Raw genomic sequence first — 12,791 nt, 5'->3', positions numbered from 1 at the left:
CATGGTTCTAACAACCACTTCCATCTATTCGATCGACCTCTGTTAACTTCTGAACCCTGATCACGATAGCCATATGTAGTGTTTGATAGACGCCGGACGCGATCTGACGCTCAACAGCGCCACCGAAAGTGACTACTCCTTCTTCGAAGAAACCAAGACCAAGAAAGGGTTCCTGTCGAAAACCACCACCCACACGGTGCGGGAAGATTACGCCACGCAGGAAAAAGGCACGTTGCTGAGCGGCGACAATGTGTCGCTGTCTGCGGGTAATGACCTGACGGTGAAGGGATCTTCGGTTGTTGGTGACGGCAAGGTTAACCTGCAAGCAGGCAATAATGTTGAGATAGTAGCGGCGACGGAAGAACAGTCCAGCTACCGGTTGGATGAGAAGAAAAAGAGCGGGCTGATGCATTTCGTTACGAGTTAGCTACTGGCGAAAAAGTCGCTGGCAGGGGGCGCCCAAACATATTCTAAAGCGCTTCAGGATTGGTTAAATAAGAATCCTTAAGCTTCTTCGAGTGATAGAGCGGCGGCGGAAAACGTTCTGAAAGACATGCAAAATGCTCTTAAGGGTAAGTAATGATGGATAATTATATTGATGATTACTTGAGTTTTTTTACTCAAGCGTCAGAGTATATAAAGAATGAAGTAAATAGATGTGTTGAGTATTGGTTGCCAGAACCTCCATCGACGATCTTATTGTTTTCTCTAGTGGGTAAAGCATTGGTAAACCAGTTGGCTTCATTAAATCACTCGGAGAAATCAGCCCTGTTCCAGCACATTGAAACAGGTATGAGGTCTGATAATGATGAGTTAGCAACAGCGGTTGCAACTGGACTTGTTGAGTCGTTAGTTACAGCATCTGATGAAAATAAGTCAGTCTGGAAAGAAATCGAAGCTTATCTGCATGTCGAGTCAAAAAAACATGCTCTAGCATGGAAAAACTTTGGCCAATAATCTTATATACAATCCCCCCGGCCAACTGACCGGGGGTCTAACTGGCGGGCATTATCCTGCCAAGCAAGAAACTACCGGATGGTATTCCTGGTTCAGGAAAAGTCTCTGTACTTCAAAAATAGTGATGGAATTCATGAAGTAAAAATCAGTTCGACCCCTCTGCAAGGTCATGACCGCTTAAATACGCCGGACCTTGGTGGAAACGATAAATTAAAACCGGCAGAAGCTGCTGCTGCGCAACTAGAGTCAGCAATTGGCACAATGGAACGTTATGCCCCACCGCCGGGAGAAAAATTAGGAACATCGCCTGACTTTGTGATTACGTCAGGCCCCAATAAAGGTAAAACCGTCGATGCCATGTATACGACAGATAGACTGTCACAGAAAGAAATAGACGGATTAAACAAATTCTATGAAAAAAAATGGTTTATGGGAATGGGCAAAAAGTCATTCAGGATTATTTGCAAAAAGCTGATTTTGTTCCTGTTGATTTTAGAGTTCTAACGCCTGCTAACCAAAATATTTTATGAATTATATAAAAACACTGCCTAAAGTACAGCAAGATAAAATTATCATTATGAGGTAATGACATGGGGGCAAGTATTTTATTTCGTAGAGATGAAACTATCGAAAAACCGGAAGATAGATTGACCTCTGCATTTATTCATAGCAGTTATTGGGATGCCTTTGGCGATCTGCTGGATGCTGTTTTTTTACCAGACACCCCCAAGTTGCATGAAATAATTAAGTATGAAGAAGGTGAGTATCTAAAGTTTTATTCATTTGTTGAGTTAGATAAGGCAGATTTTAACCATGCTGTTAAGCTAATCAGGGACTATCTTGTGAAGCAACAAAACCCAACCGAATGGCAAAAGATGGCAGAAGTGGTGTGGGAAGATGTTGCAGAACCTTACATTATTCAGGATAAGCGTTATCAGCCTGAATAATGAGTAATTAAAACCCCAGCCCTCAAAAGCTGGGATTCTAGCCCTGTCACTAAATCACAAGTATGGTGGTGTGGAGAGCACGCAGCTGTCGAGTCGGGTATTGCAGGTGGTTCATGCCTCAACCCATCCGGCGGACTCGTCGGGAGCCGAGCAAGTGCGGTGGCGCAGGTGCGGTACTCCCGCCGCCGCAACTGGACTGGATCGCAATAGATACAGTGGTGATCACCCGTCCTTCGCTGGATTCGGGTATAAATTCTATCAGAGGTAAGAGAGGGTGGTATGTCTATAGGATTAACATGTTTTACTAAGCTTACTTTTGCTGAGTTACAGCATAAGTTGAACGAATTTGCAAAGCGATATCCGGATGTGTTTCCCGCTCACTATTATTTATCTACTGCGGCTATACCACATCCAATCCAAAAAGAGGTATCTAATGAGTTCGGATTAGATCCGGTATCTTACTGTTATATATCAGTAAATAACAAGTCCCTTGAGATATCAACAGATGAAATGGCTGATATGATTAGGGAATCTTTTGGGGCGGACAATGTTATTGTACTTTTAAATGGTGAGGATTTAATCTGAAAGTTGTGATGGTTCCCGGTTACGCAAGCAAGATGGATGGAAGGTTAAAAGATTATTGGTGATCCTTATAGAATCGCTATACAACTGGGAGCAGGTCAGAGCTTATTAGGTTGATAAAGATAGTTGAAAAATATGAGTATCTACCTGAACAGATATAAGAATCTGTGACCATAATTGATAGAGTCCGGTCAACTAGTTAGGATTCATTTTACGCTTTGGAAACTCCAATCTTGGATATGCTGAGTAATCATATATGACTGAAAAGTTGGTTAAATTTAGCCTTGTTGTCGGTTCTCTACTGAATAGTCAGCTAGAGGATTTTCGATATTCCTCTGGCTCCCTTGAACTGATTTTCTCTTCTGTGCATAACGAAGAAGGCAGTAAAATTAAGGTGTCCTTCGATTGGATTTATTCTTTCCGAGTGATTGATGAAGGTGACCTATTAAAAATGCAGCAAGAGCAGAAAGGGGAGATGCTTACAGGGCTTTATATTGTAGAAAATTCTAAATATTTAGAGTGGTTTAATGAACAAAGCGGTAATGCACACGATGGTGTTGTTCACTATATGCTTTCAACTGTAGACGAAGTTATAGATATTTTAGCTTCTATTAGTCCTTCAGTATCAATCAGTTATTAGCAGCACTCCCTAAATACCCAATCTCTTGCCGCTGCCACCAGATCACTCCAGAAGCAGCGGTATTCAACATCAGTTCACGGCACCTGCTGCTCCAGAGTTTGCCCATCCTTGCTGGTAGCCTGCAACTGGCCCCGCAAAGACGCCTTAAACGGCCCATCACTATTGAGTAATCCCTTCAGCTGCAACTGCAGATTACCATCACCCTCCAGCGGCACATGCTGCCAACCCCATTGTTGCAAGGTATTCACTGGTACCGAGCGCCCGTTAAGGGACAGGGTGAACGGCTTACCAGGCAGTTGGCTGACGTTGGCCTTGGCATCCAACAGGCCATCGGGCATAAAGGCGCTCAGCTCGGTAACGTTGATCTGCTGTGCATCCGCATCCAACGCCAGCGAAGGGCGGCGCACGTCGATCTTGTTAAAGGTGGCACCACCGGCATTGAGTTTCAGCGAGCCGGACCAAATCCCCCACCGATGGTCACTGGCCAACAGCAGATTGCTGCCGTTACCATCCAGCGAGGTGAGCTGGAAGGGGAAATCCGGGTTGATATCAATGATCAGATTACGATTGGTGTTCATCTTGGCGACGTACACCTCCGCCAGCCAGCTTGGCAACGGCTGTAACCAGAGTTCACGCCAGTTGCTGGGCAAGGTGTACTCCAGCGCAGAAACTGCCACCTCGTCGAGTTGTAGGCGCTTATTGGCGCGCAGCCAGTTGCCAGTGGTACGCAGCAATCCACCTTCCCAGCGGGTGCTGAACTGGCCAATGGCAATACCCGCTGGCGAGAGTTGCATATCCATAATCGGGTCGATCAGATGGAAGTTGCCATTGATCAGGTCGTCGGCGGTGAAGTTAATCGCGCCATCCTGACTGCTCCAATCCCCCTGTTGGAAGGTGATATTTTGCATCGACAGATCGAGATCGTTCGCCGCCCAAGCGTTACCTTCCAGGCGGGCGTTAATCAGATCAAAGCGTTTTAACGTAATGGGTGGCAACGCCGTGAAGCGGTCCCAGAACTGTTCTAGCGTCATTGGTACTTGTAGGCGGACGTTGCTCAGCCGCAACCGTTCAACCAACCAACTGCCATCGGCAGCTCGGCTGGCTACCCCGGTCAGATCGCCTTGTGCCAGATCGGCACCAAAGTCGCTCAATACCAGCTGATTTTGTTTGATTTCGCCCTGGATCAACACCTGCGAGGCCGGAATACCGTTGACCACCATCGAACCGGCGCTGAACTGGAACTGATTGTTATCCCCAAGTAAATGGCCTGCCGTAGGCTGCCACGGGTTGATCCCGGCGTTGACCTTCTGCGCGTTAAGCTGCCAGCTCTCATCGTTGGATTGCAGCGCCATATTACTCAGTTGCAATACATCGGCCTGTATTGGCAGGGGGGCGCCCTGCAAAGGCTGAACGTTTAAGGTGCCGTCGCGCAGCGTGATGCTATCGAAATAGCGTGGCTCGGTAATTTGCCGCAGGCTGAAAGCCATATCGACCTGCTTGGCCGCCAAGAGCTGCGGTTGGTTGGCACAGGCGAGGGTTACGCCCTCCAGGCTGAGTTGCCCTGGTTTGCTCCACGAATGCGTTATTTTTTCTACCGACAGCTGGTAATCACCACGATCGCTGATCCAGTGACTCAACCAGCCTGCGGCCCAGCGGGTTTGCCCCACCACGTAGAGCAGCACAATGGCCAGCACTATCAGCAGCAGCAACGTGATCAATAGTTTTCCGATAAATTTCATCGTGTGGATCCGTAGCGGACAGAAAAGATACCCTGTTTATGCCGCAATTAGCCTTCCAGCTCAAGGGCAATGGCCTGAAAGACAATAAAAAAACGGCCAGTAGCGGTTTGCCAATGGCCGTTGGTTTGCTGCGGGAAGCGCTTATTTTTCTTCTGGTGGGAACAGCAGGTTCAGCACAATGGCGGTGATACCACCGGCGGCGATACCGGAAGAAAGCAGGGTTTTCAGCCAGTCCGGTGCAAACTGCAAGATCAGCGGCTGTTGGGAAACCCCCATACCGACGGCCAGCGACAGCGCCATAATCATGATGGCGCGGCGGTTTAACTTCTCGCGGGAAACGATACGCACGCCGGAGGCTGCAATGGTCCCGAACATCACGATGGTCGCGCCGCCCAGCACCGGCTCAGGAATGTGTTGCACAAAACCGGCAACGGCCGGGAACAGCCCCAGCAGGATCAGCATCAGTGCCACCACAAAACCGACATAGCGGCTGGCAACGCCTGTTAGCTGGATCACTCCGTTGTTCTGACCAAAGCAGGAGTTCGGGAAAGTGTTGAACACTGCTGACAACATCGAGTTCAGGCCGTTGGCCAGCACGCCGCCTTTCAGGCGCTTCATATATAGAGGGCCACTGACTGGCTGTTCAGAAACGTCGGAGGTAGCGGTGATATCACCGATGGTTTCCAGCGATGTGACCATAAAGATTAGCATCAGCGGCAGCAACAGGTTCCAGTCAAAGCCCAGGCCGTAATACAGCGGGGTAGGGACGGTGATCAAGGTTGTCTGGGTGGCCGGTTCGGTTTCCGGCAGCATGCCCATGGCCCAGGCCAGCAGATAACCTATGGCCATGGCGATCACCAACGAAGCGACGCGCAGGTAAGGGTTACGTTGGCGGTTAAGCAGAATAATCACCACCAGCACTGCGCCTGCCAACAGCAGATTCTTGGGCGCGCCGAAGGTGTGATCGCCCATCGCCGCATAGCCGCCACCGATGGAGGTCAGCCCGACCTGGATCAGCGACAGGCCGATAATCATCACCACAATGCCGGAAACCAGCGGGGTAATGATGCGGCGCGCCAGATGCAGCACGCGCGACAGCAGGATTTCGGTACAAGAGGCGACCATCAAGGTGCCAAACAGTGCAGCCATCATGGTGGGCACGTCTGCGCCGCCGTTTTTCAGCGCCAGCCCGCCCATAATCAGCGGTGAGACAAAGTTAAAACTGGTGCCCTGAATAGACAGCAGGCCAGACCCCACCGGGCCCCAGGTTTTGATTTGCAGGATGGAGGCCAAACCGGAGGCGAACAGCGACATACTGATGATGTGTTGCGTATCCTGCGCAGGCAGGCCAAGCGCCTGGCAGATCAACAGGGCCGGGGTGATCACGGCAACAAACATCGCCAGCAGATGCTGACTGGCGGCAAACAGCGTTTGCGGCAACGGCGGGCGATCTTCCAGGCGGTAAATCAGTTCACTATTGTGTGAAACGGGGGCTGATGCTTTTTGCGCGGCATCAAGCTCGGCGGTTTGGCTGGACATGGTGTGGCATTCCCAAAGGCGGCAAAGAAGGCATTTTAATGATCTGCTTCACAAAAGCAAACGGTTGCGCATTAATATTTTGTACGAGGCTGAATCCATTAATGTCGCATTTTCGTTCATTTTTTCTTGTGTTATTAGCCGTTTTTACTTTTAATCCACCCTTCATCAAGTTAAAAAACTGAGTAAATTTTATAACTTATTAATTTATTGGATTTAATTACTACACGGAGTAGCTAGATGTTTCATCTCGATACTTACGGCACTTTAGTTGCCGCCACGCTGGTCCTACTGCTTGGGGGCAAATGCGTGCGCTCCATTCCTCTGCTGAGAAAATATACTATTCCTGCTCCCGTTGCCGGCGGTCTACTGGTGGCGGTCCTGCTCTTGGTTATGAAGAAAACGGTGAACTGGGAAGTCGGCTTTGATATGTCGCTGAAAGACCCACTGATGCTGGCCTTCTTTGCCACTATCGGCCTGAATGCCAACCTGGCGCGCCTGCGGGCGGGGGGCAAGGCACTGGTCGTGTTCCTGTTTGTGGTACTGGGTCTGCTGTTGGTACAGAATGCCATCGGTATCGGTATGGCGAAAATGCTGGGGCTGGATCCGTTGATGGGGCTGATTGCGGGCTCGATTACGCTTTCTGGCGGGCATGGCACCGGGGCGGCCTGGAGCAAGGTGTTCATCGAGCGCTACGGATTTGAGAATGCCACCGAAGTGGCCATGGCCTGCGCCACCTTTGGTCTGGTGCTGGGCGGCCTGATTGGTGGCCCAGTGGCTCGCTATCTGGTGAAACACTCCTCAACGCCGGAAGGCACACCGGATGATAGTGTGCAGCCGAGTGGTTTTGAAAAGCCGGAAAGTGGCCGCCTGATCACCTCGCTGGTGATGGTAGAAACCATCGCCATGATTGCCATCTGCCTGAGCCTCGGTAACTTTATTGCCGGGTTATTGAATGGTACCGCCTTTGAACTGCCGACCTTTGTCTGCGTGCTGTTTGTCGGTGTGATCCTCAGTAACACCCTGTCGGCAACGGGCTTCTACCAGGTGTTTGAGCGTGCGGTCTCCGTACTGGGTAACGTGAGCCTGTCGCTGTTCCTGGCGATGGCGTTGATGAGCCTGCGCCTGTGGGAACTAGCTTCGCTGGCCCTGCCAATGCTGGCGATCCTGGCGGTGCAGACGTTGGTCATGGCACTGTATGCTATCTTCGTGACCTACCGCGTGATGGGTAAAAACTACGATGCTGCCGTGCTGGCTGCGGGGCACTGTGGTTTTGGCATGGGGGCGACGCCAACGGCCATTGCCAACATGCAGGCGATCACCGATCGTTTCGGTCCTTCGCATCTGGCATTTTTGGTGGTGCCGATGGTGGGCGCGTTCTTTATCGATATCGCTAACGCCATCGTGATTAAGCTGTATCTGATGCTGCCGGTGTTTGGTTAAGTGATGATAACCCCTCTTGGCGACAAGAGGGGTTAATTGATTAGGCGTTGGAGTAGCGAGCTGTTTCCGGCAGCCAGCGCTCAATTAAGGCATGCGCATGCTGTGGATACTGCTGGTGAATATGGCGCGCAACGCGCTGAACTTCGGGGATCATGGCCTGATCGCGCAACAAATCGGCCACTTTAAACTCTGCACTGCCGGTTTGGCGCGTCCCCAATAGCTCACCCGGCCCACGGATTTCCAAATCTTGCTGGGCAATCACAAAGCCGTCGTTACTGTCGCGCAGCACCTGCAGGCGTTTTTGGGCGGTTTTACTGAGCGGGGTTTTATACAGCAGCACGCAGTGAGAGGCTACCGCACCACGGCCAACCCGGCCACGTAGCTGATGCAACTGTGCCAAGCCAAGCCGCTCCGGGTTTTCGATGATCATCAGGCTGGCGTTTGGCACGTCCACCCCCACTTCAATCACCGTGGTGGCTACCAGCAGCTGCAGTTCGCCCTGTTTGAAGGCCTGCATCACCGCCTGTTTCTCCGCTGATTTCATCCGACCATGCACCAACGCCACCTTCAGTTCCGGCAGCGCAATCTTCAATTCTTCCCAGGTTGCTTCCGCTGCCTGGGCTTCCAGCAAATCAGACTCTTCGATCAGCGTGCAGACCCAATACGCCTGACGACCTTCTTCGATACAGGCGCTTTTCACCCGCTGGATAATATCGGCCCGGCGCGTATCGGGGATCGCCACCGTTGTCACCGGCGTACGGCCCGGCGGCAATTCATCGATTACCGAGGTGTCCAGATCGGCGTAGGCGGTCATAGCCAGCGTGCGTGGGATTGGCGTGGCGGTCATGATCAACTGATGAGCATGGAACCCTTGTTCTTCGCCTTTCTCCCACAGCGCCAGCCGCTGATGCACACCAAAGCGGTGTTGTTCATCGATAATCACCAGGGCCAGGCCATTGAACTGCACCTGCTCCTGGAAGATGGCATGCGTCCCTACCACCATCGACACCTGGCCACTGGCAATAGCTTCCTGCTGGGCGAGGCGTGCCTTGCCTTTTTGCTTGCCGGCTAACCAACCCACCTCAATCCCCAAGGGTTCAAACCACTGGCGGAAGTTATTGGCGTGTTGTTCGGCGAGCAATTCGGTGGGAGCCATCAGCGCCACCTGTTTACCGTGAGCAATGACGCGTAGTGCGGCCAGGGCAGCAACCAGGGTTTTACCTGAGCCGACGTCGCCTTGCACTAGGCGCATCATCGGGAAACCTTTTTGCAGATCCGCTTCAATATCTGCCACAACCCGCGTTTGTGCACTGGTAGGCGAGAAGGGGAGCTGGGCCAGGAAACTGTTTTTCAGCCGATCGTCAGGTGTTAGCGATAATGCCCGGTAGCTTTGCGCTCCGGCGCGGACGGCCAACATGCTGAGGTTATGCGCCAGCAGTTCTTCAAGGATCAGGCGTTTTTGTGCCGGGTGTTTGCCCTGTTCCAAATCAGCCAGTTGGATATCCGGCGGTGGACGGTGCAGCATATGCAGCGCCTGTGGCAGGCTCATCAAACCGCCGCTTAATTCCGGTGGTAGCAGCTCGGCAATCGCACAGGTATCCAGCAACTCCAGCGCCTGATCGGTCAACTTGCGCAGCGTGGCTTGGCGGATCCCTTCGGTGGTGGGATACACCGGCGTCAGGGCTTCTTGTAGCTCGACCTCGCTGTTTTCCCCCTGGACACGGTATTCCGGATGGATGATTTCTGCGCCGTTGGTCCCGCGTTTGACTTCGCCATAGGCCGTTACGTGGCGGCCAGTAGCAAGGCTGTTCTTCATCGCCGCGTTGAAGTTGAAGAAGCGCATAGTCAGGATGCCGGTGCCGTCGCTGATCTGGCAGGTGAGCATGCGGCGGCGGCCAAAGCTGATATCGCTGCGCAGCACTTCCCCTTCCACCGTGGCAAAAATGCCTGGCAGCAGATCGTTGATTGGGTAGAGGCGGGTGCGGTCTTCGTAACGTAACGGGAGGTGCAGCAGCAGATCCTGGATGGTATTCAGGCCGATTTTGGCCAGTTTCCCCGCCTGGCTGGCTCCAACCCCGGAAAGTGTAGTGAGTGGGACGGCATCCAGCAGGCGGCCTTTCATCGACGTACCGTCGTTGCCTGCATGGCTGCCCACCATTCGGCGTCGGCAACCACTTGGCCTTGATCGTCAATCTGCGGGCGCGGCAGCTTTTTGCGCTTGGCCACGTTGGCTAACACCGGATAGCCGCCTTCAAACAGCAGGCGTTGCTGTTCCTGCTCATCTAACGCGCTAAGATCGCGGCGATACATACCGGCGTTTTGCCGCTGACGTTGGGCCTCATACAGGATCAGAGCCGCAGCGACAGAGACATTCAGCGACTGCACCATACCGATCATCGGAATGATAATGTCCTGATCGGCCAGGGCTAGCGCCTCTTCGGTGATGCCGGTTTTTTCCTGCCCCAGCAGTATGCAGGTGGGGCGGGTATAGTCTATTTCGCGAAAATCGACGGCGCGGGCAGAAAGGTGAGTTGCCAGGATCTGCATCCCTTGGCCCTTCAGATGCGTGACCGCATCGGCGATGGTGGGGTGGGTTTTGACGCTCACCCAGCTATTGCTGCCCGCAGCGGAGGAGACCAGGGTACGCATCCGTGGAGTAGGCCACACGGCATGCACCTGATGTACGCCGACGGCATCGGCAGTACGGATAATCGCGGAGACGTTATGCGGTTTGTGAACCTGTTCCAGGCAGACCGTCAGATCGGGCTGCCGGGTGGCCAGCATTTCACAAATCCGCGCATAGCGTTCGGGGCTCATAGGCGCTAGTTTCGGTTACGGTTAACTTTAATCACATCCGGCATGATACGGATCTTACGCATAATATTTGCCAGGTGGATGCGATCGCGGGTAGTCAGGCGGATAAAGGCGCTGTAGACCCGGCCATCTTTCTCTTCGGTATTCAGGCTCTGAATATTCGATTCGGCCGCGTTGATCGCCGCCGTGAGGTTGGCCAACGCACCCTGATGGTTGAACATGTCCACTTTGATTTCCGCAATGAACTCCTGCTCGGTTTCCATATCCCACTCGACCGCCATGAATTTCTCTGGCTCTTTCTGGTAGCCGCGGATATTACGACAGGATTCATGATGAACCACCAGGCCTTTGCCCGGGCTGACGTGGGCAATAATCGGGTCGCCTGGGATAGGGCGGCAGCACTTGGCAAAGGTGATCAGGACGCCATCGGCGCCTTTGATGGCCAGGTTGCGCACGCCGTTCGACGAGCCCAGGCTGGACTGATCGCCCTGCAGGTTTTTCGCGACAACCACGCTCATGGCGTTACCGAGGCCGATTTCTGCCAGCAGATCGTCCAGCGTGGCCAGCTTCATGCGGTCCAGTTCATGCTGGATATTCTCTGGCGGCACTTCCGAAAGTTTGCGGCTGCCCCCGAGTGCATGGTTTAGCAAACGGCGGCCCAGGCTGACGGAATCATCGCGCTTGAGGTTTTTCAACATCTGGCGGATTTTGGCGCGGGCTTTGGAGCTCACCACAAAGTTCAGCCAGGCGGCATTTGGCCGGGCACCCGGAGCGGTGATGATCTCTACCGTCTGGCCACTGGCTAAAGCTTGTGATAGCGGATGCGGCTGGCGATCGACACGTGCGCCAACGCAGGCGTGGCCGATATCGGTATGCACGGCGTAGGCAAAGTCGACCGGTGTAGCACCGGCAGGCAGCTCGACAATACGCCCTTCCGGGGTGAAAACGTAAATCTCATCGGGGAACAGATCGGATTTTACGCTTTCAATAAATTCAAACGAGCTACCGGCGCTTTGTTGCAGCTCCAACAGGCTCTGCATCCAGCGCTGGGCGCGGATCTGTGCGGTAGTGCCGCCGGTTTCGCCCTGTTCTTTTTCTTTATAGGCCCAGTGCGCGGCGACCCCCATTTCGGCCATCTGATCCATATCTTCGGTACGGATCTGTACCTCAACCGGCACGCCGTGCGGGCCGATCAGTGAGGTATGCAGCGATTGATAGCCGTTAGCCTTGGGAATGGCGATATAGTCTTTTACCCGGCCCGGGCGCGGCTTGTACAGGCTGTGTGCCTGGCCTAGTACCCGGTAGCAGGTATCTACTTCTTTGACGATCACCCGGAACGCGTAAATATCCATGATGGAATGGAAGCGCTGTTCTTTCAGGTGCATCTTGCAGTAGATGGAATAGAGGTGCTTTTCCCGCCCGCTGACGCGGCAGGGGATGCCGGCTTCGGTCAGACGCCCTTCGATCTCGGAGAGGATTTTCTGGATCATCTCCTTACGGTTACCGCGCGCGGCTTTCACCACTTCTTTGATGACGCGGTAGCGGTTCGGGTAAAGCGCTTCAAAACCCAGCTCTTCCAGCTCGGTTTTCAGATGATGAATACCCAGGCGGTGGGCCAGTGGGCTATAGATTTCCAGGGTTTCACGGGCGATACGCCGCCGTTTGTCCGGGCGCAGCGAGCCAAGCGTTCGCATATTGTGGGTGCGGTCCGCCAGCTTGATCAGCACGACGCGGATATCCTGCACCATCGCCATGATCATCTTGCGGAAGTTCTCCGCCTGCGCTTCTTTCTTATCCTGGAATTTTAATTTGTCTAGCTTGGATACGCCCTCAACCAGTTCGGCAACGCTTTTGCCAAACAGTTGTTCCATATCCTGATAGGTGGCCGGGGTGTCTTCGATGACGTCGTGCAGCAAGGCTGCCATCAGCGTCTCATGATCGAGACGCATTTCCGCCAGAATACAGGCCACGGCAACCGGGTGAGTAATGTAGGGCTCACCACTGGAGCGTGTCTGTCCCTCGTGAGCATCACGTGCGACGAGGTATGCCTGTTTGAGGCGCTTAATCTGCTCCTCAGGCAAGTAACGTTGAATCAGCAGATTCAGGCTTTCAAACAGGTACAAGGCAGACTCA

The 12,791-nt window shown here is 53.0% G+C and carries 11 protein-coding genes and 2 pseudogenes; 8 read left to right on the top strand and 5 right to left on the bottom strand.

Annotated features, from left to right (window positions below):
* Nucleotides 1-85: 85 nt before the first annotated feature.
* The 7 genes and pseudogenes from ACKWMY_RS16035 to ACKWMY_RS16005 form a co-directional block, all read left to right on the top strand.
* A pseudogene (locus ACKWMY_RS16035) lies at nt 86-406 on the top strand (hemagglutinin repeat-containing protein); the annotation flags it as partial.
* A gap of 173 nt (nt 407-579) precedes the next feature.
* Complete coding sequence (locus tag ACKWMY_RS16030) at nt 580-957, top strand: hypothetical protein (protein WP_306110035.1); 378 nt, start codon at nt 580-582, stop codon at nt 955-957.
* A gap of 78 nt (nt 958-1,035) precedes the next feature.
* Nucleotides 1,036-1,326 (top strand): annotated as a pseudogene (locus ACKWMY_RS16025) (hypothetical protein); the annotation flags it as partial.
* Nucleotides 1,327-1,379: 53 nt separating this feature from the next.
* Nucleotides 1,380-1,487, top strand: a complete 108-nt coding sequence (locus tag ACKWMY_RS16020; protein WP_409486608.1) for a hypothetical protein — start codon at nt 1,380-1,382, stop codon at nt 1,485-1,487.
* Between the two features lie 60 nt (nt 1,488-1,547).
* Nucleotides 1,548-1,904: a hypothetical protein gene (locus ACKWMY_RS16015; protein ID WP_409486607.1), complete on the top strand. Its 357-nt coding sequence runs from the start codon at nt 1,548-1,550 to the stop codon at nt 1,902-1,904.
* Nucleotides 1,905-2,183: 279 nt separating this feature from the next.
* A complete protein-coding gene (locus ACKWMY_RS16010; RefSeq protein ID WP_074029794.1) occupies nt 2,184-2,489 on the top strand; it encodes a hypothetical protein in 306 nt (101 codons plus the stop codon).
* 253 nt (nt 2,490-2,742) lie between these two features.
* Nucleotides 2,743-3,126 (top strand): hypothetical protein, encoded by a 384-nt coding sequence (locus tag ACKWMY_RS16005; protein WP_309048303.1) that lies wholly within the window; start codon nt 2,743-2,745, stop codon nt 3,124-3,126.
* A gap of 74 nt (nt 3,127-3,200) precedes the next feature.
* Here the strand turns inward: ACKWMY_RS16005 and ACKWMY_RS16000 are convergent, their stop codons facing one another.
* Both ACKWMY_RS16000 and ACKWMY_RS15995 read right to left on the bottom strand, forming a co-directional pair.
* Nucleotides 3,201-4,865 carry an AsmA family protein gene (locus ACKWMY_RS16000; RefSeq protein ID WP_409486606.1) on the bottom strand — a complete coding sequence of 555 codons (1,665 nt, stop codon included), beginning with the start codon at nt 4,863-4,865 and terminating at the stop codon, nt 3,201-3,203.
* A 141-nt stretch (nt 4,866-5,006) separates the two neighbouring features.
* Nucleotides 5,007-6,404, bottom strand: a complete 1,398-nt coding sequence (locus tag ACKWMY_RS15995; RefSeq protein WP_024527836.1) for a nucleobase:cation symporter-2 family protein — start codon at nt 6,402-6,404, stop codon at nt 5,007-5,009.
* 237 nt (nt 6,405-6,641) lie between these two features.
* On the opposite strand from ACKWMY_RS15995, the gene gltS reads away from it, so the two are divergent.
* Nucleotides 6,642-7,844 (top strand): sodium/glutamate symporter, encoded by a 1,203-nt coding sequence (gene gltS, locus ACKWMY_RS15990; protein ID WP_029710944.1) that lies wholly within the window; start codon nt 6,642-6,644, stop codon nt 7,842-7,844.
* A gap of 40 nt (nt 7,845-7,884) precedes the next feature.
* On the opposite strand, the gene recG is transcribed toward gltS, so the two are convergent.
* Genes recG through spoT form a run of 3 tightly spaced genes read right to left on the bottom strand, consistent with a single transcriptional unit; the run spans nt 7,885 to nt 12,781 of the window.
* Nucleotides 7,885-9,966: an ATP-dependent DNA helicase RecG gene (gene recG / locus ACKWMY_RS15985; RefSeq protein ID WP_409486610.1), complete on the bottom strand. Its 2,082-nt coding sequence runs from the start codon at nt 9,964-9,966 to the stop codon at nt 7,885-7,887.
* On the bottom strand, nt 9,963-10,661 hold the full coding sequence (gene trmH, locus ACKWMY_RS15980) for a tRNA (guanosine(18)-2'-O)-methyltransferase TrmH (RefSeq protein ID WP_024482947.1): 699 nt from the start codon (nt 10,659-10,661) through the stop codon (nt 9,963-9,965). Before trmH ends, recG begins: the two co-directional genes overlap by 4 nt.
* A 5-nt stretch (nt 10,662-10,666) precedes the next feature.
* Nucleotides 10,667-12,781, bottom strand: a complete 2,115-nt coding sequence (gene spoT / locus ACKWMY_RS15975) for a bifunctional GTP diphosphokinase/guanosine-3',5'-bis pyrophosphate 3'-pyrophosphohydrolase (protein WP_024482946.1) — start codon at nt 12,779-12,781, stop codon at nt 10,667-10,669.
* Nucleotides 12,782-12,791: the final 10 nt, after the last annotated feature.

The sequence above is a fragment of the Serratia sp. J2 genome (genome assembly GCF_046269175.1).
In the GTDB taxonomy this organism is placed as follows: Bacteria; Pseudomonadota; Gammaproteobacteria; order Enterobacterales; family Enterobacteriaceae; genus Chania; species Chania fonticola_C.
The sequence above is the reverse complement of the archived record's forward strand: the minus strand, read 5'-3'. Positions and strand labels throughout refer to the sequence as shown.

Coding starts and splice junctions, on each gene's coding strand:
- ACKWMY_RS16000 (WP_409486606.1), bottom strand. CDS start 4,865: ATGAAATTTATCGGAAAACTATTGATCACGTTGCTGCTGCTGATAGTG.
- trmH (WP_024482947.1), bottom strand. CDS start 10,661: ATGAGCCCCGAACGCTATGCGCGGATTTGTGAAATGCTGGCCACCCGG.
- ACKWMY_RS16010 (WP_074029794.1), top strand. CDS start 2,184: ATGTCTATAGGATTAACATGTTTTACTAAGCTTACTTTTGCTGAGTTA.
- recG (WP_409486610.1), bottom strand. CDS start 9,966: ATGAAAGGCCGCCTGCTGGATGCCGTCCCACTCACTACACTTTCCGGG.
- ACKWMY_RS16005 (WP_309048303.1), top strand. CDS start 2,743: ATGACTGAAAAGTTGGTTAAATTTAGCCTTGTTGTCGGTTCTCTACTG.
- ACKWMY_RS15995 (WP_024527836.1), bottom strand. CDS start 6,404: ATGTCCAGCCAAACCGCCGAGCTTGATGCCGCGCAAAAAGCATCAGCC.
- ACKWMY_RS16020 (WP_409486608.1), top strand. CDS start 1,380: ATGGTTTATGGGAATGGGCAAAAAGTCATTCAGGATTATTTGCAAAAA.
- ACKWMY_RS16030 (WP_306110035.1), top strand. CDS start 580: ATGATGGATAATTATATTGATGATTACTTGAGTTTTTTTACTCAAGCG.
- ACKWMY_RS16015 (WP_409486607.1), top strand. CDS start 1,548: ATGGGGGCAAGTATTTTATTTCGTAGAGATGAAACTATCGAAAAACCG.
- gltS (WP_029710944.1), top strand. CDS start 6,642: ATGTTTCATCTCGATACTTACGGCACTTTAGTTGCCGCCACGCTGGTC.